Annotated in this window: 20 protein-coding genes and 1 tRNA gene; 14 read left to right on the top strand and 7 right to left on the bottom strand. The window is 33.3% G+C overall.

All coding sequences use genetic code 11. The annotated features are described in order from the left end of the window. The first annotated feature begins 14 nt into the window (after positions 1-14). From JK636_RS17820 to aac(6'), 3 genes are all read left to right on the top strand, one after another. On the top strand, positions 15-965 hold the full coding sequence (locus JK636_RS17820) for a TDT family transporter (RefSeq protein WP_202750328.1): 951 nt from the start codon (positions 15-17) through the stop codon (positions 963-965). 178 nt (positions 966-1,143) lie between these two features. Next, positions 1,144-1,890, top strand: coding sequence for a WecB/TagA/CpsF family glycosyltransferase (locus JK636_RS17815; protein WP_202750327.1), 747 nt, complete (start codon positions 1,144-1,146; stop codon positions 1,888-1,890). Between the two features lie 99 nt (positions 1,891-1,989). Further along, the gene (aac(6'), locus tag JK636_RS17810; RefSeq protein WP_338025793.1) at positions 1,990-2,427 is read left to right on the top strand and encodes an aminoglycoside 6'-N-acetyltransferase; all 438 of its coding nucleotides are present in this window, start codon (positions 1,990-1,992) and stop codon (positions 2,425-2,427) included. Between the two features lie 377 nt (positions 2,428-2,804). Here aac(6') and JK636_RS17805 read toward each other — a convergent pair whose 3' ends face one another. Together JK636_RS17805 and JK636_RS17800 are read right to left on the bottom strand one after the other, a co-directional pair. Next, positions 2,805-3,659 carry an SDR family NAD(P)-dependent oxidoreductase gene (locus JK636_RS17805; RefSeq protein ID WP_202750326.1) on the bottom strand — a complete coding sequence of 285 codons (855 nt, stop codon included), beginning with the start codon at positions 3,657-3,659 and terminating at the stop codon, positions 2,805-2,807. A gap of 12 nt (positions 3,660-3,671) precedes the next feature. Further along, on the bottom strand, positions 3,672-5,612 hold the full coding sequence (locus JK636_RS17800) for an NAD(P)/FAD-dependent oxidoreductase (protein ID WP_202750325.1): 1,941 nt from the start codon (positions 5,610-5,612) through the stop codon (positions 3,672-3,674). Positions 5,613-5,763: 151 nt separating this feature from the next. Here JK636_RS17800 and JK636_RS17795 point away from each other — a divergent pair, with 151 nt between their 5' ends. The 3 genes from JK636_RS17795 to JK636_RS17785 all read left to right on the top strand — a co-directional run bounded on the left by JK636_RS17795 (position 5,764) and on the right by JK636_RS17785 (position 9,823). Then, positions 5,764-7,323, top strand: coding sequence for a PucR family transcriptional regulator (locus JK636_RS17795; protein ID WP_202750324.1), 1,560 nt, complete (start codon positions 5,764-5,766; stop codon positions 7,321-7,323). Between the two features lie 982 nt (positions 7,324-8,305). Next, positions 8,306-9,019 (top strand): M48 family metallopeptidase, encoded by a 714-nt coding sequence (locus tag JK636_RS17790; protein ID WP_202750323.1) that lies wholly within the window; start codon positions 8,306-8,308, stop codon positions 9,017-9,019. Positions 9,020-9,376: 357 nt separating this feature from the next. Next, positions 9,377-9,823 (top strand): chemotaxis protein CheX, encoded by a 447-nt coding sequence (locus tag JK636_RS17785; RefSeq protein WP_202750322.1) that lies wholly within the window; start codon positions 9,377-9,379, stop codon positions 9,821-9,823. A gap of 13 nt (positions 9,824-9,836) precedes the next feature. On the opposite strand, the gene JK636_RS17780 is transcribed toward JK636_RS17785, so the two are convergent. After that, a complete protein-coding gene (locus JK636_RS17780) occupies positions 9,837-10,724 on the bottom strand; it encodes a phosphatidylserine decarboxylase (protein ID WP_202750321.1) in 888 nt (295 codons plus the stop codon). Between the two features lie 206 nt (positions 10,725-10,930). Here JK636_RS17780 and JK636_RS17775 point away from each other — a divergent pair, with 206 nt between their 5' ends. Both JK636_RS17775 and JK636_RS17770 read left to right on the top strand, forming a co-directional pair. Continuing rightward, entirely contained in the window at positions 10,931-11,497 is a 567-nt protein-coding gene (locus JK636_RS17775) for a TetR/AcrR family transcriptional regulator (RefSeq protein ID WP_202750399.1), read from the top strand. Positions 11,498-11,717: 220 nt separating this feature from the next. Further along, the gene (locus tag JK636_RS17770; protein WP_202750320.1) at positions 11,718-14,672 is read left to right on the top strand and encodes a YhgE/Pip domain-containing protein; all 2,955 of its coding nucleotides are present in this window, start codon (positions 11,718-11,720) and stop codon (positions 14,670-14,672) included. Positions 14,673-14,702: 30 nt separating this feature from the next. Here the strand turns inward: JK636_RS17770 and JK636_RS17765 are convergent, their stop codons facing one another. Together JK636_RS17765 and JK636_RS17760 are read right to left on the bottom strand one after the other, a co-directional pair. Continuing rightward, on the bottom strand, positions 14,703-16,304 hold the full coding sequence (locus JK636_RS17765) for an ABC1 kinase family protein (protein ID WP_202750319.1): 1,602 nt from the start codon (positions 16,302-16,304) through the stop codon (positions 14,703-14,705). Then, positions 16,297-16,602, bottom strand: coding sequence for a phasin family protein (locus JK636_RS17760; RefSeq protein WP_202750318.1), 306 nt, complete (start codon positions 16,600-16,602; stop codon positions 16,297-16,299). Before JK636_RS17760 ends, JK636_RS17765 begins: the two co-directional genes overlap by 8 nt. 257 nt (positions 16,603-16,859) lie before the next feature. Here JK636_RS17760 and JK636_RS17755 point away from each other — a divergent pair, with 257 nt between their 5' ends. Then, a complete protein-coding gene (locus JK636_RS17755; RefSeq protein WP_202750317.1) occupies positions 16,860-17,717 on the top strand; it encodes a MurR/RpiR family transcriptional regulator in 858 nt (285 codons plus the stop codon). An 11-nt stretch (positions 17,718-17,728) separates the two neighbouring features. Here the strand turns inward: JK636_RS17755 and JK636_RS17750 are convergent, their stop codons facing one another. Beyond that, entirely contained in the window at positions 17,729-19,117 is a 1,389-nt protein-coding gene (locus JK636_RS17750) for an oxaloacetate decarboxylase subunit alpha (protein WP_202750316.1), read from the bottom strand. 131 nt (positions 19,118-19,248) lie between these two features. On the opposite strand from JK636_RS17750, the gene JK636_RS17745 reads away from it, so the two are divergent. The 5 genes from JK636_RS17745 (at position 19,249) to JK636_RS17725 (ending at position 21,707) form a co-directional block, all read left to right on the top strand. After that, positions 19,249-19,325, top strand: a tRNA-Arg gene (locus JK636_RS17745). Positions 19,326-19,524: 199 nt separating this feature from the next. Continuing rightward, the gene (locus tag JK636_RS17740; protein ID WP_202750315.1) at positions 19,525-20,103 is read left to right on the top strand and encodes a TetR/AcrR family transcriptional regulator; all 579 of its coding nucleotides are present in this window, start codon (positions 19,525-19,527) and stop codon (positions 20,101-20,103) included. Between the two features lie 10 nt (positions 20,104-20,113). After that, positions 20,114-20,839, top strand: coding sequence for an ABC transporter ATP-binding protein (locus tag JK636_RS17735; RefSeq protein ID WP_202750314.1), 726 nt, complete (start codon positions 20,114-20,116; stop codon positions 20,837-20,839). Then, the gene (locus JK636_RS17730; RefSeq protein ID WP_202750313.1) at positions 20,832-21,524 is read left to right on the top strand and encodes a hypothetical protein; all 693 of its coding nucleotides are present in this window, start codon (positions 20,832-20,834) and stop codon (positions 21,522-21,524) included. The genes JK636_RS17735 and JK636_RS17730 overlap by 8 nt, the downstream gene beginning before the upstream one ends. A 3-nt stretch (positions 21,525-21,527) precedes the next feature. Continuing rightward, positions 21,528-21,707, top strand: coding sequence for a hypothetical protein (locus JK636_RS17725; protein WP_202750312.1), 180 nt, complete (start codon positions 21,528-21,530; stop codon positions 21,705-21,707). A gap of 94 nt (positions 21,708-21,801) precedes the next feature. On the opposite strand, the gene glyA is transcribed toward JK636_RS17725, so the two are convergent. Beyond that, positions 21,802-23,034, bottom strand: a complete 1,233-nt coding sequence (gene glyA / locus JK636_RS17720) for a serine hydroxymethyltransferase (protein WP_202750311.1) — start codon at positions 23,032-23,034, stop codon at positions 21,802-21,804. Between the last annotated feature and the right edge of the window lie 13 nt (positions 23,035-23,047).

Below are 23,047 nucleotides of genomic sequence, written 5' to 3'. Positions count from 1 at the left end.
AAGGAGCGGCATTTATGAATGAATTTTTAAAGAAGTATCCGGTACCTATAGTAGGACTCATATTAGGACTTGCAGCAGCAGGAAATCTTGTACAAAGTTATGGTAATACATACAGAAATATCTTTGGTATAATATCATCTATACTACTTATTTTAATGCTTTTAAAACTTGTGAAATATTTTAAAGGTGTATCAGAGAGTTTGGAAAACCCAGTAGTAGCCGGAGTCTTTCCAACACTTACTATGGCAATTATGATATTATCAACATATTTAAAGCCTTATAACTCAAAATTAGCGTATGCAATTTGGATTATTGGGTTTATAGGTCATGTTTGCCTAATTATTTGGTTTACAAAAAAGTTTGTAATAAATTTCAGCATAAAAAAGGTTTTTCCATCTTGGTTTGTTGTTTATGTAGGGATTGTTGTGGCAAGTGTTACAGGACCGGTTTATAACATGGTATCTATAGGAAAGCTATCATTTTGGTTTGGATTTGTCATCTATTTAATACTTCTTCCTGTAATATTATATAGAGTTGTGAAAGTTAAGGAGTTACCTGAGCAGGCTCTGCCTACACTGGCAATATTTTCAGCCCCTGCAAGCCTCTTGCTTGCAGGATATATGAATTCTTTTCAAGCAAAGAATATGGCTATAGTTTGGTTTTTGATGACATTATCAATTGTTATGTACGGTGCAATTATCATTATTTTGCCTAGATTATTACGTTTAAAATTTTACCCAAGCTATTCATCATTTACCTTTCCTTTTATAATAAGTGGAATAGCAATAAAATTAACCAATGGATTTTTAACTAAAATAGGACAACCTATTTTTATACTTAAGTATTTGGTTAAGTTTCAAGAAATACTAGGAATAACACTTACACTTTATGTTTTATTTAGATATATTCTATTTCTATTCCAAGGTAATAAAGTAGCGTTAAGCTCTAAAAGTGAAGCAAGATAATATTAATATAATAGGCTATGTTAAAGAATCATGTTGAAAACGGAACACCCTATTTATATACAGAATTATCCATATAATATATAATTGAATTAGTTCGCAGTTGTAATCCAATACGAATTAGTTTACTCTATTTAGCTCTTAGCAATTATTAACTTGATTTCATGAAGGAGAAAATTACATGGAGAATTGTGTAAGTATTTTAGGTATAAAATTTTCAAAGTTAAACCTCAAGGAAACAGTAGACCTAATAGATGCTAAGGTATCGGAATGTAGTAATAGTGTGTTTCATCTTATTACTGTAAATCCAGAAATTGCAGTTCAAATTCAGGATGACCCAGAATTAAAAAAAATATCACTTGAGGCAGACTTAAGAACGCCTGATGGTATAGGCATTGTTTTTGCTTCAAGATTAAAAGGGAATCCTGTACCAGAACGAGTTACAGGTTATTACTTACTTTTGGAAACACTTAAAGTTGGGAATGAAAAAGGATGGTCTTTTTATTTGTTAGGTTCAGATGAGGAAGTCAATAGGAAAGCATCTGAATATATTGCAAGAAATTATCCTAACGTTAAAATTACTGGAAGATATCATGGCTATTTTAAAGATGAAGAAGATTGTTTAATTGTTGAAAATATAAAGAACGCAAGCCCAGATATTCTTATTGTTGCATTGGGGTCCCCACTTGCAGATAAATGGATTTATAGCCATAAAGATAAGATAAACGCTAAGGTGGTTTTTGGTGTAGGAGGAAGTCTCGATGTGATTACAGGAAAAGTTAAACGTACACCAAGAATTTGGGAAAAGTTGAATTTGGAATGGTTACATAGAAGAATAACTCAGCCTTCAAGAAAAGAAAGACAAAAGAAATTAAAGGTTTTTGCATATAGAGTTTTCATAGAAATAATTCGTAAAAATACAATATAATTATTTCGCAATCTTCTTATGGGCTGCATTAATTAAATTTTTAGGATTAGTTTAGCCATGTAAACAATTATAAGCCAAGGGATCATTGGGAGGTTATAAATGATGATAAAACAAGCAGGTATTGATAACAGCAAAACAGTTGCAGAATTGGCTATGTTACTATGGCCAGACAATGAGATTAGTGATTTAGAAAAAGAAATGACAAATTACATTACTTCTGAAAATGGAGCAATTTTTATTTATTTTAATGGAACTTTACCAGTTGGTTTCGCACAGTGTAGTTTAAGAAACGATTACGTTGAGGGAACGGAAAGCAGTCCCGTTGGCTATTTGGAAGGTATCTTCGTAAAAGTTGAGTATCGTAAGAGAGGTGTTGCGAAAAACCTTCTTATTCAATGTGAAGAATGGGCAAAAGGTAAGGGATGTAGTGAATTTGCAAGTGATTGTGAGTTAAATAATACGGAAAGTTTAAAATTTCATTTATTAATTGGTTTCGAGGAAGCAAATAGAATAATTTGTTTCAAGAAAAATCTGTAAGGATAGAGTTTTAGTTCGTAATCCTCTTCTATGACGAACTAAAGAAGTCCATTAACTGGACTTCTTTTAATATGGTTATAATATCAACACTATTCTTTAACAAAGCTATATAATAAAATTAAGGGGGCTGTCCCCAAAATGACTTAAATCTATCGCGTGGTATTTGAATTCTAGGAAACGTTCGCTTCGCAGATAAGACTAATAATTAAAAAATTTATAAATCCTAAATCTTATAAACTCACTTCGCTCGGACAGTATAAGATTCTTAACGGCTTTATAAATTTTTTAATTAAAGTCTTATTGCTGCTTGCTCAAATGTTTCTACGTATTCAAATAACACGCTATGTTTAGTTATTTTGAGGACAGCCCCTTGTTTATTATTTATTAAATATACTATAATCAGGATTCTTGCCGTCTAATATATTCTTAACTCTAAGTCCTATAACAGGAAGATACTGAGGATGAGTAAGTATATAGAACTGCTCTTCTTCTATTGCAGTAAATACACTCATAGCTATTGAATGTATAGGCATACCTGTTTTTATAACAAAGTGAGCTCTTTCTAAACCAGCCTTATAAGATTCACTTTCATAGTAAGGATCCTTAGGGTCTATAGCAAATCTTTCAGGACGATGTCTGTCGCAGTTATCAAGATCTGTTTGTACAAAACCCGGACAGAAAACAGACATCTTTATTTTTGAGTTCATAGCTTGAAGGCTGTAGTTAACTGATTCAGTGAAGGCAACTGCAGCATGCTTTGTTGTATGATACGCTGCCATGCTTGGTGTAGTTAAAAGTCCAGCTACGGATGCTACATTAACTATATGGCATGGAGTATCCTGCTTTAGCATTATTGGAACAAAAGCTTTTACACCGTGAATTAATCCATATACATTAGTACCAAATATCCAATCCCAATCTCTAAGAGGAACCTCCCAGGCAGGACCTGAAACAACAACTCCCGCATTATTTATAAGAAGGTCCACTGAGCCAAATTTATCAATAGTAAGCTTTGATAGATTTTCTACATCTTCATATTTAGTAACGTCCATTACTAAGGTTTCAACTTCTGCGCCCATTTCTTTAACTGTGTCAGCAGTTCTCTTTAAATCAGCATCTATATCTCCTAGTACAAGCTTCATGCCTTTTCTGGCAGCTTCTTTTGCAAATTCTGCTCCAAATCCGTTTCCTGCTCCTGTTATTACCGCAACTTTGTTTTTAAATTCCCTCATTATAATATCCCCCTATTCTAAAACATAAGCTTTTTCAAAACCAGCTCTTACAGCTTCTGCAATTCTTCCTGGTTTGTCAGCATCACCAATTACTCTAACTTTATCAAAATGTTCTTCAAGAACTGATACAAGAGCTTTGTTTGATCTTATTCCAAGTGAAAGAACAACTTTATCAGCTTCTACCTTTATTGTTTCATTAGTTTTAGTGTTTACAAGTTCTATGAAACCTTCGCTGATTTTAGATAATCTATGTCCTGGAAGCATATTTACTCCGTGCGTTTGGAAGTTTTTCATAACAGTTGCAAGATTAGCAGGGTAGATTCCTGCTCCTATTGTAGGAAGCATATCTGCAACTGTTACTTTGTTGTTTCTTACAGCAAGGTATTCAGCAGTTTCTAATCCTGTCATACCTGCTCCAAGTATAACTACTTTTTCATTTTCGACTTTAATCTTACCGCTTAATATATCTGAAACATTATATACATTTTCTCTATCTATTCCTTCTACAGGAGGAACTACAGGATTTGAACCGGCACCAACAAATACAGCATAAGGATTTAATGCTTTTATAGCTTCTAAAGTAGCTTCTGTGTTAAGTCTTACTTCTACGCCAAGCTTCTTAAACTGAATATCATAGTATTCTACAAGCCAAGTAAGCTTATCCTTCTTTGGAGGTTTGTTTCCTAATGCAAGCATTCCACCAAGCTCACTTTCTTTTTCAAAAAGAACAACTTTAAATCCTTTAGTAGCTAAAACTCTAGCGGATTCCATACCTGAAGGGCCTGCACCTATTACAGCAACTGTTCTGCCTTCTCCATTTTTATCCATGCCATCAAATTCAAGTTCTCTTCCCATTCTTGCATTAACCGCACATTTGATTGTCTTGCAGCCTTCTAATTCTTCTATGCAGTGAAGACAAGAAATACATGGACGAATATCTTCATCTCTTCCTTCCATAGCCTTGATTCCCCATTCAGGATCAGCAAGCTGTGCTCTTCCAAGTGCCACAAAGTCAACATTGCCTTCTGCTATTAGACTTTCAGCAAAGTCAGGCTTTCTGATAACATCTGTTGCTATAACAGGAATCTTAACAGCATTTTTAACAGCTTGAGCCAAGTGTCTCTTCCAGCCTTGATCAAAGGCAATTGGCTCTATAATAGTATAGCCCGATTCATAAAGACCGCTGCTTACATTTATTGCGTTAACTCCTATGCTTTCAAGATAAAGTGCTGCCTTAACAGCTCCTTCAAGATTAAGACCGCCTTCAACAAACTCATCTCCGCTGATTCTTACGCTTATCGGGAAGTTAGGGCCGCAGATATTTCTTATTCCCATGATAATCTCTGTTATGAATCTCATTCTGTTCATAAAGCTTCCGCCGTATTTGTCAGTTCTCTTGTTTGTATATGGGCTTATGAATTGACCAATTAGATAACCGTGAGCACCGTGAAGCTCTACCCCGTCTATTCCGGCAGTCTGAGCAATTTTAGCTCCTGTTACAAACTTTTTAACTAAATCTTCAACTTCAGCAGTTGTAAGTTCCCTAGGCATTTCCTGACAAACCTTGCAAGGTATTGGACTTGGCGCTACTATCTGTCTTCCGTTTATTACTCTTCCATGGCTTTCTCTTCCCGGGTGGTGAAGCTGTACAAATATTTTTGTATCATGCTTATGAACTGTTCTTGCCAATCTCTCTAGTTGAGGGATATGGTTTAAAGTCATAGCGCTTAGCTGGTTTGGTGTTCCAACACCGGTTTCGCTATCGATTCTTGTTATTTCAGTTATTATAAGCCCGCAGCCGCCTTTAGCTCTTTCTTCATAATATCTTATAAGCTCTTGAGTAGCTTCTCCTGTTGAACTTGCCAGTGAAGTTCCCATTGCAGGCATAACAATTCTGTTCTTAAGTTCCAGATTGCCAATCTTACCTTTTGAAAAAAGATTTTTGTACTTCATATAAATCCTCCCCTAATCCTAAATTTAATGAAAACCTTAAAGTATGTTTATAATTTAACATACCAGGACTATGAATACATTGTTAATAAACCACAAAAAATCTTGCTGTAATTGTGCATGATGACATATAATTAAGCTGTGAGGTGATAGAATGTCCATAGAATTTAGTGAAATTTATAACAAAATAAAAAAGCAGCTTCCTGCCATAGATTTATTAAATGATATTAAAAGCTGCAGCTTAAAGGATATAAGATTTATTACTAAAACTTCAAACCTAGAGCAAAAAGACATTCTTTATGTTGGAAAAGCCTCACAACTTGAAAATATTAAAAGCAATAAGAATTTAGGAAATTTTATAATTTATAATGACAGTAATGAAAATGTTGATGGAAGCTTTACAAATATTGCAGAAGTAAAGGATGAAGAAGATTTATATACCGCTTTTAATCTAATAAAGGATATGTTTGTTAAAGACATGAAAGTTTCAAATCCTGCATCTACGCTTTTAAAGTCACTGGCTCAAGGAAAGGGACTTAAGTACCTTCTAAAAATAGGAGCAGAGACACTAAATAACCCTGTTATTTTAATAGATGCTAATTTTTCTATCATTTCTTATTCTAATAATAAACATATAAGCGATGAGATTTGGAGTAAAAATATTCAAACAGGCTACTGCAGTTATGAGTTTATAGCTGAGGTTCAAAAGCTAAAATCAGTAAGGAACTCTCCTTCAAACAACGAGCCTTTTATAGTTACCTGTGATGCAAGTCCTATAAAAAGAGTTGTAAGCAAGGTTATGCTGAATTCAAAGTTTATTGGATATCTGCTGCTTTTAGAATGCGGGGATACAATTACCGAAGATCATCTAGAACTTTTTAAGGTATTAAATAGTGCTATTACAGAGGAATTAAAAAATAATTCTTTGTATGGAAATATCAAAGGCTTAAAATATGAAAATCTAATTTATGATCTCTTAGAAGGTAAAATTGATTCAGAGGAAATAGCAAGAGAAAGAATGAAAAATGCCGAGTTTTCTTTTGGGGTCAATCTTTTTGTATTGACTATAAGTTTATCTGAATACAGTGCAAAAAGTACTCAAGGAAGAAATCTTAAAGAGAATATAGAGAAGCTTTTAATAGCTTCTAAGTCAGTATTTTATAAAGAAGATATAGTTATATTAGTAGATATGAAAGATAATAAAATAAATGATAAAGATTTTATAACTAAAATAGAAGGTTTTTTACAGGATAATAATTTAAAGGCAGCAATAAGCAGTAAATTCTCAAGACTAATTGAATTAAATAATAACTACTTGGATTCAAAAAAAGCTTTAGATATTTCAAAATCTCTAAATAGAACTAATAATTTTATTAAATATGATGACTATAAGTTCTATGCACTTTTAGGTAATATTTCAGGTGATATAAAAAAATACTGCCATCCAGCAGTTTTAAAACTTATAGAATTTGATAAAAGTAATTCTACAGATTATTTTGAAACACTAAAAACCTTTCTTATAAATAATCAAAATACAAACCTTACTTCAGAAAGGCTTTTTATTCATAGAAACACTCTAAATTACAGAATAGCAAAGATAAAAGAAATTATAGGATTAGAATTAAAAGACAGCGAGGAAATATTTAATATAAGCTATACTTATAAGCTCTTAGAATTTTTAGGATATAAAAGCCTCAATTGGACTGAGAAATAGTTCAATTGAGGCTTTTATAATGATAAAATAATATTAAAAATAAACTGGCAACTAAAGTTATCGCAGGCTTCGCTTTAAAGTCCGCAGTGCTTTGCGTGGAAAATAATATATAATCTTGGTGAGTACTTTGCGGATGTTCTAAGGTTCGTGAAGCCATAAAACCAAGAGCCTCTAGAAATTCGCTTTAACTTTTGCTATCTTTAAAGCGAAGCTTCTATTATAAATGTTAATATCATATTTTACTTTTGTTAGCTCAGAAGAGAGGCTCTAAGTTTTATGACTTCACTTCACCAAGAACATTGGCAAAGTACTCAATCAATCTTATATATTATTTTCTACACTGCCCTACATACTTTGAAGCAAGCCTATAATACTTTTGTTATTCTCTAGTTAATCAGGTTAAATATTAGGCTTTGTTAAAAGCAAATAATGGCCTTTTTATCATTTGTATATTTATATATAAACCTATTTAAATATTTAAATATTTAAATATTTACTTGAGCCATGCAGGTTTGCAGTAGAATTGCTTATATCAACACTATTATTAAACATCGCAAAATATTAAAAAGTTTTAATTATAAGACCAATCATTGCGTAAGTCGTATAGATATTATAATTGCGTATAAAAAATACATAGGCTGGGTGTAAAGACCGAGAGCAGGTGTAGAAAATAATATTTTAATTTAATTAATGACTTTGCCCATGTTCTTGGCGAAGTAAGGCCGAAAAGCTTAGAGCCTCTCCTCTGAGCAAGCTAAAAGTATTTTAAGTTTACTAAAAGTATTTTGAAGCCTACGGCTATTAAAGAAACAAGAAGTCAAAGCGAATTTATAGAGGCTCTTAGCTTTTCAGTATTACAAGCCCTAGAACATACGCAAAGTCATCATAAAGTAAAATATTATTTTCTACACTAGGCTCTATGGTCTTTACACCTCAGCCTGCGGCAATTTATTTCGCAATTTTATTAAATGGAGTAGAAAAAATGCAGATAACAATAAAAGATAAAAAAATAACTTATACTTTACAAAGAAAAAATCGTAAAACTATTTCTATAAAGATAACAAATAAAGGAGAGGTAGTAATAAGTGCTCCTTTGCATATAAGTGATGAAAAAATAAATGAAGTAATAGAAAAAAAGTCTAATTGGATTTTATTAAAGCTTGAAGAGTTTAGTTTAAGAGAGCCTTTAAAGGAAAATACTTTTTTAGATGAGAGAAAGTTGAAATTTTTAGGTGAAAAATATAATTTGAGTTTATTTGATACCTTTAATTCTAATATAGAAATAATATTTGATAGTAAAAATTTCAAGATATATGTTCCAAAATCAATAAAGGAAAATAAGGAAGATTATATAAAGGCAGCTCTTGTAAGCTGGTATAGAAATAGAGCTGAAAAAATATTTACAGAAAAAGTTAAATCTTATGCCGAAAAACTTAAGGTTTATCCCAAAAGAATAGTAATAAAAGATCAAAAAACAAAGTGGGGGAGCTGCTCATCAAAAGGAAACATAAATTTTAATTTTAGAGTTATTATGGCGCCTGAAAATATAGTAGATTATCTTGTAGTACACGAATTATGTCACTTAGTGCATATGAATCATTCAAGTAACTTTTGGAATTTAGTTAAAAGTATACTTCCTAATTATAAAGAAGCTGAAGAATGGCTTAAGATAAATGGTATAAATTTAAATATATAAAAGATTATTATATTAAAAAAGTATTAGAATTTTGCCGAAAAGTTGGTGTAATATAGCTAAAACTTTTTAATATATGTATAAAATATTAAATTTTATCGACCAAAAACGACAAAATGTTAAAAATATTGTATATTTTTTGTAGAAATATATTGACTATAAATATAAACAGTGTAACATAAAAAGTGAGACATTTTGTTTATTGATTTCTCATTTCTCATTTAAAAGAATAACTAAATTATAAAGTAATTGTTATTAATACCTTAATTTTAATATACAATGCAATAGTTCTAATACATTAATGTGAGAGCTATATTTCATTGTACATAGGTTAAGGTTGTATATAAGGTGGGTTAATTAATGGATATTAAGAGTGCAATAATTGAGGCTATGATTGAAATTTCACAAATGTTTGGCTTAAATATATCCTTTAAAGGAGAAACTAAAGAAGGTCATCAATTTACTGGTGAGCAGGTAAATGTTCTTATCGGTCTTACAGATGGAATTAGGGGAAATGTAATTATGGGTTTTAAGAAGGATACAGCTTCTAGTATTGTATCTGCAATGATGGGTGGAATGGAAGTTAAAGAGTTTGATTTTATGGCAAAAAGTGCAATCGGAGAATTGGCTAATATGACATTGGGATCTGCAGTTATGAAGGTAAAGTCTTCAAATGTAGTTAATTTATCACCGCCTACCGTGGCTGTTGGACAAGATATGTTTTTAACGGTTAGTGGAAATAGCTCAACTAAGATGGAATTCAAGCTTAATGATGAAATATTTAATATGATACTTTCAGAAAGTTAAAAGGGGAAGAAGCTTAAGCTTTATCCCCTATTTTTTCGCCCATAAGGACATAAGTTTCATAACCTAAATTAGTTTGCTTCAGTATTTCTTCATCAATTTTAATTTTATCAGGTTCAAAAAATAATATTACTGTAGAACCACCGAATTTAAAATAGCCCTTCTCTTCTCCTTTAGTAACCTTTTTGTTTGGAGTATAAGTTTGTATTATTGAACCAACGCAGGTTGCACCTACTTCTACATAAAGAATATCTCCAAAGTTATCTGATTTAAATACACTCCATTCTCTTTTGTTTTCACAAAAAAGTTTTTCTACTTTTTGAAGTGCTACTGGATTTACAGAATAATAAGCACCCTTTATTTTTTCCGTTTCACCGCATATGCCGCTGTCTATAAAGTGAAAGCGGTGATAATCTGTAGGACATAGTCTTAAAATCAGACATACACCTCCAGAATATTTAGAAGCTGTCTTATTATCTTTTATAAGCTCTTTTAGGCTGTAAGTAAAGCCTTTAACCTGAACAAGCTTATTCAAATCAATATTTTCGTAAGCGAAAAGTCTTCCATCTCCAAGTGATACCACTGCTTTTTCACTTATATCTATAGGACGGGCAACAGGTTTTAACTTTCTGAAAAAGAAATCATTGAAGGAAGTAAAGTTAGCTTCATCTTTTTCAGCTTGCGACATATCAAGTCCAAATTGTTTAATAAAGCCTTTAACTTTACTTTTACTTAAGCTTCTATCTAAGTACCAGCCATAAATACTGGAGAATAACTTTTTCTTTATAATACCTTCTAAGAGTTTCATGCCAACTGGAGAAGAGTAAGTCCAATTTAAATATTTTTCTCCTGCAACCTTTTCAACTTCATAATCTTTAGTTTTTCTGTTGTAGTACTTAATCATTTTTTTCCCCTTTCAGTGAAGACACAGGATAATTTAAGGTTATTTTATCACAATAGTAACATACTTAACCAGCAAAATATAAATTTTAAATTTGACAAATAGCAGAAAATTACATAAAATTAAACTGATTGTATCAAAATTTTAATAAATTGCTGACTGGTTAATAGTTTCATACACGTATGAATAAATTTGGAGTGAATTTTATGATGAATAAGACAAAAATGTCAATCTTTGAATCAGCTATAAAAGTATTTTCTATAAATGGATATGATGGAGCTACCATGGATGACATGGCACAGGAAGCCGGCGTAGCAAAGGGTACACTATACTATCATTTCAAAAGTAAAGAAGAAATATTTAGATATATAATAACTGAAGGCATGGAGCTTATTAAGGAACAGCTTGAAACTACTGCAGAAAGAGAGAAGGATTCCCTTTCAAAGTTAAAAGCTATCTGCAAGCTTCAGCTTAATTTAGTTTATGAGAAGAAAGATTTTTTCAAGGTGGTTATGAGCCAGCTTTGGGGTCAGGAAATCAGACAGCTGGAGCTTAGAGACATAATACAAAAGTATATTTGCAATATTGAAAAATATATTAAAGAAGCTATAGATGATGGCCTTATTAAGAATGGTGAACCATACTTTATGGCATATACTTTCTTTGGAGCCCTTTGTTCAGCCGCAGTATATGAGCTAATAAACAAAGACAAAAATAATATTGATGATATTTCAGAAAGTTTAATGCAGAATATTTTGCATGGAATACAAGCATAAAAGGATTAAATCCAGATTTCTAAGTTATTTGAAATCTGGATTTTTTTTATTATAAAAATATTGACAAACCCTAAAAAAAGAGTTATAACTATAACTGACCAGTCAGTTTATACTGAACAGTCAGTTCAGCAATTAATAAAGAGGTGAAGTTTATCTCTTAAAAAAGTATGGGCCTAGTGATTAAATTTTTTAGGCTTACTAGGAGGACAGGAGGGTTATAATGAATTTTTTTAAGGTAGCAGGAAGAGATATTTCTAGTATATTTAAGAATCGTTTTATTAGAGTATCTGTTATAGCAATTATTGTTGTACCGCTTTTGTATAGTTTACTATACCTCTATGCTTTCTGGGATCCGTATAATAGGCTGCAGGATCTGCCTGTAGCAGTAGTTAATATGGACAAAGGGGCAACAAAAGACGGGGAACCGGTAAACTACGGAAAAGATTTGGTAGACAAACTGAAAGATAACAATAAAATAGGCTGGCGGTTTGTGTCTAAGGAAGAAGCTGAGAAAGGCTTAAAAGACAAAAAGGGATATTATGCTATGTTTGTCGTTCCAGAGGACTTTTCAACTAAAGTTATTAGTGCAAAGGATGGAAAACCACAGGAGCCTAGTATTTTATATTCTTCAAACGATAAGAAAAGCTTCTTAGCATCTCAAATAAACGGAAAAGTATTAGTAGAGCTTAAATCAGAGCTTACTAAAAATATCGTTGACGAGTATACTAAGGTAACTTTTGATAATCTTTATGATGTTAAAGATGGCATGCAAAAGGCTTCAGACGGAAGTAAGGAACTTTATGATGGTGTTGGCACTTTAAATGATAAAGTTCCAGAACTAAAAGATGGAGTTAACAAGCTTGCTGATGGTTCAGGAGATTTAAACAGCGGACTTGGTCAGGCTAAGAATGGAGCAGCTCAGCTTTACTATGGTGCTAATGCAATAGATATAGCATTAGGTCAGGCAAAAGATGGAGCTGGTCAAATCCATGATGGTCTTGGTCAGTTAAATAGTCAGGTGCCTGCACTAAAAGATGGAGTTTCACAGCTTTATAAAGGCTCAGGAGACTTAAAAGATGGTGCGACACAAATAAATGATGGAATAAACACTTTAGGTTCAAAACTTGGTGAGGCAAAGGATGGAGCTAAAGCATTAGATGATGGTGCTGGCAAACTTCAAACTGGATTAGGTCAAGTTGGAGCAGGCTTATCACAATTAAATGATGCAGTTAGTAAGGATACACAAACAAGTGTAAGTCTTTCAACTGGAGTTAAGTCATTGTATGATGGAATAACAAATCAGGATCCAACAAAGGGATTGGGAGCAGCAATTAAAGTTTTAAATGCTAAAGTTAATACAGGAACAGATGCACAACATCCAAGTCTGGTTGCTGGGATTACTGGTATTAATGATGGTATAGCAAATAGGCTATCACCTGGTCTAAATGCATTAAATACTTCGGTAAGCAGTAAACTGTCACCAAATGTTAAAGCATTAGCTGCAAGTACAAAATCTTTAGATGATGCAGTTAAATTATACAATGATACAAATCAACCTCAACAGGTGAGAGATGCTGCACTTACTGCAATTTTACAAGGTATTCCTCAACTAAATGCAGGAATGTCTCAGCTAAATACATCAGTAAATACAACAACAGATCCTGCAAAGCCTAGTTTGGTAGATTCTGTAGCATATATAAATGCTGCGGTAAATACAACAACTGATGCTCAGCATCCAAGTTTAGTTGCTGCAGTGGGAGCTTTAAATACTGGAATAACAGATCCAGATCCAACAAAAGGGCTTGGGGCAGCAATAGGAGCCTTAAATACAAAAGTAAACTTAGGAACAGATGCGCTTCACCCAAGTTTAGTTTATGGAATAACGGCTGTAAATAGCGGAGTTAACGTAGGTACAGCAGAAAAGCCAAGCTTAGTTAATGCAGTTGCTCAATTAAATGGTGCTGTAAATACCGGAATTCAAGGTCAGCCAAGCGTACTTGCAGGAATTAAGCAAATAAAAGATGGTACTTCTCAGTTAGCTCCAGGAATGGTAGCTGCAGTGGATGGAACCAAACAATTATCTGCAGGAAGCCAAAAGTTATATGATGGAACTACTCAATTAAATAATGGATTATATACACTTAACGGCAACGTACCAGCACTTGCAGACGGAGTAGGAAAACTTTATGCAGGTTCTACTGATTTAAATAGTGGAATTTCACAAATCAAAGATGGCTCTACTCAGCTTAAGAGTGCTATAGCGAAACCAGAAGAGGTTAAAGATATACCTCAAAAGGAAACAAGTTCAACAGACACATTATTTGCAGGGATGACAAAGCTATACGACGGATCTAATCAGCTTAAAGATGGTCTTGGAACTTTAAAGGGCAATATTCCAGAGCTTCAAGATGGAGTAGGAAAGCTTTATGACGGTTCAAAGGAACTTAGTGATAAGCTAAAAGAAGGTTCAGACAAGATTAATAAGAATCTTGTAAATGACAGCAAGACTATGGCAGAATTCGTTTCAGAGCCACTTAAGATGGACGAAGAGCCAGCTTATGCAATTAAAAACTACGGAACAGGATTTACACCATACTTTATACCACTATCATTGTGGGTTGGAGCATTAATGATGTTCTTTGTTATTAGTGATGATGTAGATTCAGATGTTCAGGCAGGCTCTGCTTCAATAGTTTTAGGAAAGTTTTTAACTTATGGTGTTATAGGAACAATACAGGCATTACTTGCCAGCTCAATAGTTATAGTACTTGGTTTGCAGCCGGCAAATGTACCACTATATTTCTTGTTTAATATACTTTTATCCTTAGTATTTGTTGCTATAATTCAATGTTTAATATTCTTAATGGGTCAAGTAGGAAGACTTTTATCTATAGTATTATTAATACTTCAGTTAACAGCTTGCGCAGGTACCTTCCCGCTTGAGGTTGTACCAACATTCTTTAAGATATTAAATCCATTTATGCCATTTACCTATGCAGTTTCAGGTTTAAGAGAAGTAATTGCAGGTATGGATTACTCAGTATTTATGAAAGATGTAACAGTTCTTGCAACTACAATGGCAGTATTTTTATTCATATCTGTTCTGATGAAAGGTCATGCAGACAGAGTTAAGGAAAGAATAAAACAGGCTAAAGAAAGCGCTACAGTTGTATAAAATAAAAAGCACCCAATTTCAGGGTGCTTTTTACATTTTTCCGGATTTAATTATTGATATTAAAAGCCATAAACCTGTAAAACCAGCGGCTATAAAGCCAAGGATTCCTATTATAGATATATCCCAAAGCTTAGGGCCGATATTTGAATTTAGTATAAAGGAAGAACCTATTATCATGGATGAAACAACAACTCCAAATACAAGCCTATTTGTCATTTTATTGAGCTCATTTATAGATTTGTTTAAGTATCTTAATTCAAACTGAAGCTTTACACGTCCATTCAAAAGGCCATCTGATAATTCCATGAGTTTAGAAGGAAGCTTTACAGCAGCTTTTGCATTATTCATAGAACTTATTAAAAGTTTATCTAGATCTATATCTTTAAGCAGAGAAGCTTTAATATTTTCCTTAACATAGGGTATAGCTATATCAATTATTTTAATATTAGGAGATATTTTCGCTGCAACACCTTCTAATATAAGAAGACTTCTTGCAAGAAGAGTTAATTCTTTCGGTAGTATAAGGTTATTTTGCTTTGACATATCTAAAAGATCCTGCAGCATGACAGAAAGCTTTATATTTTCCAGTGAAGTGAATAAATACTTATCATAAAGATATTCAATATCTTCATATAGTCTGCTTCTATTAATTGAGCCTTTTTTTATGCTAATGCTGAGTATTACAGCAACTAACTTATTTATATCCTTATAAGCTAAAGCAATAAGAAGATCATTAAGACTCTCTTTAAGTGATTGTGAGAAATTTCCCATAAGCCCAAAATCAATAAAGCATATTTTATTATCTTTAATAATTATATTACCCGGGTGAGGGTCACCATGGAAGTATCCGTCTCTTAATACCTGTTTTAAAAAGAATAAAGCTAGTTTTCTTCCTATATCCTCTAAATCATAATCGTTTTTTATTAGTAAGGATGTATCGTCAATTTTAATGCCTTCAATTTTTTCCATAGTTAAAACCTTTGAACTGCTTAAATCCTTTATTAAGTAAGGAGTGTATAAAAATTTTACACTCTTATTTAGATCTCTAAACCGCTCTATATTTTCAGCTTCGTTATAAAAATTAAGTTCAAGTTCAGTGGCTATCAGAAGCTCATTTAATGCTTCTTCAGGATCAATAAAGGTTTCAAAGATTTTTGGCTTAGCTATATTAATTATTCTTTTAAGTATTGCAATATCCAGTCTCATTTTTTCGGCAATATCCGGACGCTGTATCTTTACTATAACCTTTCGCCCATCCTTGAGCACTGCATTATGTACCTGCGAAATAGAGGCAGAGGCAAAGGGAACTTTCTCAAAGTATGAAAAAGCAGATTCAAGTTTCACAAAAAACTCGTTGAAAAATATTTTACATATATCATTAAAGTCTTCTGAGTAGGCATTATCATGAAGCCTAGATAACTCTTTGATATAAGCAGCCGGAACTATGTCCGGCCGTGTGCTTAATATCTGTCCAATTTTTATAAAGGTAGGACCAAGCTCTTCGAAAGCTTTTCTAAGATTTTCAGGCGAATTATTTTCTTTTTTTAACTTATTATCTACAACATATCCAAAGCCATAAGCTGCAAAAACCTTTAATATCTCCCTGAATCTTTGAGAGGTGGACCTATACATTTTGATTTTTAGCTTCTAATATTGAAATTCTCTGTCTTAAATCCTCAAGATCATCCTTTGTAGCAAAGTTCATTTGTCTTAGAAGTTCAGCCATTTCTTCCTTTGTAATAGCTTTAGAAGCTGAAGAATTCGACATATGGTTTCTTTTTAACTCCTGAGAAAGTTCTTTTCCTTCGTCTACAGTCATCCTGCCTTTTTCTACTAAGTCTTCAATCATATCCATAGATTTTTCATAGGTAAGAGCCATGGAGCCTATACCGGCCAGCATTAAGTTTCTTATTTCTTCACTAACTCCCATAATTTAACCTCCGTTATTTTATAATCAGATTATATAAATATATACAATGCAAAAGTTCCAATACATTAAAGATGTCCCAAAAATCCCTGGAGATTGGATGTTTTGTGACATCTTTAATGTAAGAGTTTTATTGTATTATATATAGTATATTGTTTATTGTAAAAATTATAACGTATTATAAAAATTTGTATTATATATATGAAAGTTTGTTTAAGATTGATATAATATTAATATATTTTGGAAAAGAGGAATTTATTATGGCTGGCAGTTTAATAAAGATTAAAGAAATAATTGATAGTTTAAGTCCATCTGAAAAAAAAGTAGCACTATTTATTTTAGATAACCCTGCTGATATATCTCACTTAGCGATTGGTGAACTAGCAGAAAAAAGCGGCTCTAGTGAAGCTACTGTAGTAAGGCTTTGCAAGCTTTTAGATTTTAATGGTTACAAGGATTTTAAGATAAGTATAACTAAAGATACAGCCTCTATGTCATTTGACGATAGTAATGAGCAATATACTGATGTGGAGCCCGGTGATGAATTAAAATCAATAATTCAAAATATAAGTTATAACAATAAGAAATCTATAGATAACACACTTGAAATAATAACTTATAAGGACGTAGAAGATGCTGTAGAAGCAATAATAAATGCCAAGAGACTTGAATTTTATGGGGTAGGAGCATCTTTTATTATAGCATTTGATGCAATGCAGAAGTTTTCAAGAATAAATAAATTTGCAGTAAGTTATCCGGATCCTCATCTTCAGATAGCATCTGCTGCTAACTTAGGAAAAGGCGATGTGGCTGTTGCTATATCCTATTCAGGTAAGACTGTTGATACTTATGAGTCCATAAGGGTTGCTAAGGAAGCCGGAGCAAAAACCATTAGTATAACCAAGTTTGGACAAAACCCAGTAAGTGATATATGCGATATTAATTTATTTGTTTCAGCACCTGAAATTAGCATTAGAAGCGGCGCTATGTCCTCAAGGATTGCACAGCTTAATATAATAGATATACTGTTTGCAGGAGTTGCAAGCAGACAATTTGATAAAGTAAAGAGCAGTCTTGAAAAAACAAGAAAAGCAATAACAAATAAGAAGATGAAATAAGAAAGGTCAGCCTATACGGGCTGACTTTTATATTCTCTCCTATAATGGTCTGTAGTTGGATGCATATTTTTATTTTTTATAAATTCTTCAGCTATTTGAGGGAAAAGCAGATAGGATAAAATATCCTCATCATGAGTTGTCATGTCTTTGATTTGTTCCTTTGTTTTTTCAAACACAGGCTCTAAAGTATCAGCATATCTTATTGTTATAGGTTTTTCATCACCAAGAGCCTTTCTTAAAAGCTCTTCGTTTATACTGGCAGGAGCTTTTCCGTATTCTCCTCTGCAGTAGGCCTTAACTTCCTTTAAAATCATTTTATATCTTTCACCAGTAAGTACATTCATGGTAGCTTGAGTTCCAACCATTTGACTCATTGGAGTTACAAGAGGAGGAAAACCTAAGTCCTCTCTAACCTTTGGCACTTCTTTCAAAACCTCATCAAGCTTTTCTATAGCATTTTGAGCTTTAAGCTGTGATATCATATTTGAAAGCATACCTCCAGGAATTTGATAGGTAAGTGCTTCAGGCTGTGGTGTTAATACCTTTGCATCTAAAACTCCTGACTTTACAAAATCCTCTCTTATTGGCTTAAAGAAGTCATTTATAGTTTTTAATTTTGAAGCATCAAGTCCCGTATTATAGCCCATATCTTCCAAAGCAAAATGCAGCGATTCTGTAGGAGGCTGAGAGGTTCCGCTTGAAAAAGAAGAAATAGCACAATCTATCCCGTCTACCCCAGCTTCAACAGCTTTTAAGTAGGACATTTCAGCAATGCCGTTAGTTGAGTGAGAGTGAAGGTACACAGGAAGCTTTACAGTTTCCTTTATACTCTTAACTAAATCAAAAGCTACCTTTGGCATTATAAGACCAGCCATATCCTTAAGGCAGATAGAATCTGCACCCATGTTTTCAAGCTGCTTAGCAAGCTTTATATAGCTTTCTATATCATGTATAGGGCTTACAGTATAAACTATAGTTCCTTGTGCATGAGCACCCTGCTTCTTGGTTTCGTCCATAGCAACTTCAATATTTCTATAGTCATTTAAGGCATCAAAGATTCTTATAATATCCATGCCGTAATATACAGTCATTTTTATAAACTTTCTTACAACATCATCTGGATAATGTTTATAGCCTAAAAGGTTTTGACCTCTTAAAAGCATTTGAAGAGGAGTTTTTTTTGCTACAGTTTTTATTTTTTTAAGTCTTTCCCATGGATCTTCATTGAGGTATCTTATGCAAGAATCAAAAGTAGCACCGCCCCAGCATTCAAGTGAGTGATATCCTGTATTATCAAGCTCCTTTAATATAGGAGCAAACTGTTCAAAGGATAATCTTGTAGCTATAAGTGATTGATTAGCATCTCTAAGAACTGTTTCTGTTATATGTATGTTTCTCATAAATTCACCTTCCTAAATTTCTCATAGGTTTCTCTATATTTCAATTATAACACTATTTAACCCATCTTTCATTTTTTATATACTTGACTTTGAAAAGTACTTGTAATAAAATGTTAGGGTAAACTTAATACGTTTCCGTAGCTCAGAAGGATAGAGCGACCGCCTCCTAAGCGGTAGGCCGTGGGTTCGATTCCCGCCGGGAACACCAATATTTGAGGATTTGAACCAAAAAGAAAAGCCACGATGGAATTTTTCCACCGTGGCTTTTCTTTTATCTTGATCTATGGTTACCATCTTGCCATAATCTCAGTTGAACGAATTGAAAATTACTAATTGACATATTCTAATTAACAGAGTAAAATATATATGACCTAAAAAATATTTTGAGTCATATATAGGAGGCTGCAATGGCAAGAAGTTTTACAAAACAGGAAAAACAAAATATCAGAACGAAGCTGCTTGCGGAATGCCAGAAAAGCTGGGCGAAATATGGGTATAAAAAAACAAGTATAGATGAAATCTGCGCACAAGTTGGAATATCAAAAGGTGCTTTTTACTTGTTTTTTGAATCGAAGGAAGCGCTATTTACCGAAACTCTATGCATACTGCAGGATCACATGTATCGGCTTACCGAAGGAATCATGGAAAAACAACCAAACAAGCAAGGCTTCGCTCAAGCACTGAAAGCAAGCTATCGTGAGTACGATAAAAATTTTTTGATATGCGATATGCAGAGTGCGGATTTTCTTACCTTTGCGAATAAGCTTTCTCCTGAGCAGCTTAGTGTAATTGAAAAAAACAGTCGTCATAGCGGAGAGTTGCTCTTAAACAAATCATATTTGCAATTTTTAATCGATAAGGAGGAAGCAGCTTCAATATTGATGTCTCTTCTCTCTATCGTTTCAGTAAAAGAGCGTTTATCTTACGATCACTTTTTGGTCTTTGATTTCATGGTAGATAATTTAATTGATAAAATTTTAAAATAGGAGAAACTTCATGGAGTATGCAATAGAAGTAAAAAATTTGAAAAAAAGCTTTCAATCCCTAGAGGTAATAAAAGGTTGTAATCTGTCTGTTCGTCCGAATGAAATTTACGGATTTTTAGGGGCAAACGGTGCGGGAAAAACAACTGTTTTTAAAATGATGGCAGGTTTTCTTCATAAGGATGCAGGATCTATTCGTATTTTTGAATTTGACACCGAAAATCATCACAATCAAATTTTAAGAAGTATAGGTTTATCCATAGAAACACCTGTGTTTTATGAGCATTTGAGTGCAAAGGAAAATTTAGAAATTCACCTTGCATATATGAATGCCGAGGCAGATATTCCAAAAGTCCTTTCGATGGTAGGCCTTGGAGAAATTGATCTTCGCCCGGTATCGAAATTTTCTTTAGGTATGCGTGCACGCCTTGCAATAGCAAGAGCAATGATACATAACCCACGAATTCTGATTTTAGATGAACCCATCAACGGCCTTGATCCACAGGGCATTCGCGATATGCGGGAACTGTTTAAAAAGCTGACCGAGAAATATGATAAAACCATACTCCTTTCCAGCCATGCGTTAAGTGAAGTAGAATATGTAGCCGATACAGTAGGAATTTTAGTAAATGGTACGGTAACAAAGCAAGCAAAAATGAAAGATATTAAAAATCAATATTCGAATGGCTTAGAGGATTACTATTTTGAAGCGATAAAGGGAGCGGATACGAATGCATAAACTAATTAAATTGGAACTGAAAAGGAACAAACTAACGACTTACTATATCGCTCTGACTGTTATAAGTATTGCGATGACTGGTTTTTTATATATGATAGCAACAATTGCAAAGGTGGAAAATGATGTTGAATTCAGGGATTATAAAAATATTCTGAAGCTGCATACGGGAATAGCATTTCTTGTATTCTCAATATTTTCGGTGGTGATGTATTCAAAATTTATAATAGAGGACTATAGCCCTAAAATGGCATTGTTGATGTTTTCTTATCCGATATCAAGAACGAAAATATTCATTGCAAAAATGGTTTTAGTAACTGGATTTATTGCATTGGGTTTTTTGTCATCCACGCTCATACCAGACACTTTGTTTTTCCTGACGGAAAGCACATTCCCTATCTTGGGCCGCAATATCACGATCGGAATAGTTTCTTCACAGATAATCAATATTGTCACCTTTATTTTGGCGCTTAGTTCAATCGGTTTCATTTCTTTAAGAATCGGATTTATTAACAAATCTGTTTCTACAACAATTGTAACAGCAATCATATTGTCTGCTATTTTAGGAAACGTACTGATGGGCTTGGGTACAAATAGTTTTGTGTTTATCGGGGTTGTGGGGTTATTTATCATCGGACTTGCATTTGCCTATTCAACAAATAAACAGATTAATGACATGGAGATTTGAAAAATGAAAATAGGAATCATTTTAGGTGTTATTTTGGGACTGCTTTTATTAATTGTTGGAGGAGTTGGATTTTTTGTTGCCAAAAAGAGCGGTAAAAAGTGCAAATGGTGTGTATGGGTTTTGCTTGCAGGTGTTTGCGCTCTCATTACTGCCGGTGCAAATGCACTAAGATTTCTTATGTAAGCATTTTACTGGTTTTGATATCAAACCATTCGCATCTCAATTGAGCAAATGACACAAAAAGCCTAGAGAATTTTAGTTCTCTAGGCTTTTTATTTTATTTGTATAATGGAAATCTAGAGCAGATTTCTTTAATTTTCATCTTAATAGGGGTTAAGTCACTATCTTTATTTTCTATTATAAAGGAAATAATATCAGCGATTTCTACCATTTCTCTTTCTCCAAAGCCTCTGGTTGTAACAGCTGCAGAGCCTATTCTAATTCCGCTTGTTACAAAAGGGCTTTGAGTCTCAAAAGGAACTGTATTCTTATTAACTGTAATGCCCACTTCATCTAGAAGATGTTCAGCTTCCTTACCAGTTATATTTTTGTTTCTAAGGTCAACCAGCATAAGATGATTGTCTGTTCCTCCTGAAACAATTTTGAAGCCTCTCTTCATAAGCTCCTTTGCAAGGGTTTGTGAATTATTAAGAACTCTTTTTTGATAGTCCTTAAATTCTTCGCTCATTGCTTCTTTAAAGCATACAGCCTTTGCAGCAATTACGTGCATGAGAGGGCCGCCTTGTATACCAGGGAAAAGACTCTTGTCTATAGCCTTAGCATACTGCTCTTTGCAAAGAATTGCTCCTCCTCTAGGGCCTCTAAGGGTTTTATGAGTAGTTGTAGTTACAAAGTCAGCATAAGGAACTGGGCTTGGATGAAGTCCCGCAGCAACAAGTCCAGCTATGTGAGCCATATCTACCATCATATAAGCACCGATTTCATCACAGATTTCTCTTATAAGTTTAAAATCAATAGTTCTTGAATAAGCACTGGCTCCTGCAACTATCATTCTTGGATTTTCTTCTAGAGCTATTCTTCTTAGTTCCTCGTAATCAATAAAGCCATTCTCATTAACCCCATAGGAAATAAATTTATAAAGCTTTCCGGAGAAGTTTACTGGGCTTCCGTGAGTTAAATGACCACCGTGTGATAGATTCATACCTAAAACCTTGTCTCCAGGTTCTAAAACAGCCATATAAACTCCCATATTTGCCTGAGATCCCGAATGAGGCTGAACATTGGCATGGTCTGCTCCAAAAAGTTCGCACATTCTGTCCCTTGCTATGTTTTCAACTACATCAACGACCTCACAGCCACCATAGTACCTTTTTCCTGGATAGCCTTCCGCGTATTTATTTGTCATCGCTGATCCCATTGCTGCCATAACCGCATTGCTTGTAAAGTTTTCTGAAGCAATAAGCTCGATTTTGTTTTCCTGTCTATCCATTTCGTTTTGGATAGTTTCAAGTATTTCAGGATCTATATCTCTTAAGTATTCTAAATTCATATTTTTTCTCCTT

The organism is Clostridium rhizosphaerae (assembly GCF_016765585.1).
Classification (GTDB): Bacteria; Bacillota; Clostridia; order Clostridiales; family Clostridiaceae; genus Clostridium_AT; species Clostridium_AT rhizosphaerae.
Note: the sequence above shows the minus strand (reverse complement) of the source record. Positions and strands in the feature narration are given on the sequence as shown.

Bases quoted from the DNA above. Each gene is read 5' to 3' on its own strand.
- JK636_RS17820 (WP_202750328.1), top strand. From the start codon at position 15: ATGAATGAATTTTTAAAGAAGTATCCGGTACCTATAGTAGGACTCATA.
- JK636_RS17815 (WP_202750327.1), top strand. From the start codon at position 1,144: ATGGAGAATTGTGTAAGTATTTTAGGTATAAAATTTTCAAAGTTAAAC.
- JK636_RS17805 (WP_202750326.1), bottom strand. From the start codon at position 3,659: ATGAGGGAATTTAAAAACAAAGTTGCGGTAATAACAGGAGCAGGAAAC.
- JK636_RS17800 (WP_202750325.1), bottom strand. From the start codon at position 5,612: ATGAAGTACAAAAATCTTTTTTCAAAAGGTAAGATTGGCAATCTGGAA.
- JK636_RS17795 (WP_202750324.1), top strand. From the start codon at position 5,764: ATGTCCATAGAATTTAGTGAAATTTATAACAAAATAAAAAAGCAGCTT.
- JK636_RS17790 (WP_202750323.1), top strand. From the start codon at position 8,306: ATGCAGATAACAATAAAAGATAAAAAAATAACTTATACTTTACAAAGA.
- JK636_RS17785 (WP_202750322.1), top strand. From the start codon at position 9,377: ATGGATATTAAGAGTGCAATAATTGAGGCTATGATTGAAATTTCACAA.
- JK636_RS17780 (WP_202750321.1), bottom strand. From the start codon at position 10,724: ATGATTAAGTACTACAACAGAAAAACTAAAGATTATGAAGTTGAAAAG.
- JK636_RS17775 (WP_202750399.1), top strand. From the start codon at position 10,931: ATGAATAAGACAAAAATGTCAATCTTTGAATCAGCTATAAAAGTATTT.
- JK636_RS17770 (WP_202750320.1), top strand. From the start codon at position 11,718: ATGAATTTTTTTAAGGTAGCAGGAAGAGATATTTCTAGTATATTTAAG.
- JK636_RS17765 (WP_202750319.1), bottom strand. From the start codon at position 16,304: ATGTATAGGTCCACCTCTCAAAGATTCAGGGAGATATTAAAGGTTTTT.
- JK636_RS17760 (WP_202750318.1), bottom strand. From the start codon at position 16,602: ATGGGAGTTAGTGAAGAAATAAGAAACTTAATGCTGGCCGGTATAGGC.
- JK636_RS17755 (WP_202750317.1), top strand. From the start codon at position 16,860: ATGGCTGGCAGTTTAATAAAGATTAAAGAAATAATTGATAGTTTAAGT.
- JK636_RS17750 (WP_202750316.1), bottom strand. From the start codon at position 19,117: ATGAGAAACATACATATAACAGAAACAGTTCTTAGAGATGCTAATCAA.
- JK636_RS17740 (WP_202750315.1), top strand. From the start codon at position 19,525: ATGGCAAGAAGTTTTACAAAACAGGAAAAACAAAATATCAGAACGAAG.
- JK636_RS17735 (WP_202750314.1), top strand. From the start codon at position 20,114: ATGGAGTATGCAATAGAAGTAAAAAATTTGAAAAAAAGCTTTCAATCC.
- JK636_RS17730 (WP_202750313.1), top strand. From the start codon at position 20,832: ATGCATAAACTAATTAAATTGGAACTGAAAAGGAACAAACTAACGACT.
- JK636_RS17725 (WP_202750312.1), top strand. From the start codon at position 21,528: ATGAAAATAGGAATCATTTTAGGTGTTATTTTGGGACTGCTTTTATTA.
- glyA (WP_202750311.1), bottom strand. From the start codon at position 23,034: ATGAATTTAGAATACTTAAGAGATATAGATCCTGAAATACTTGAAACT.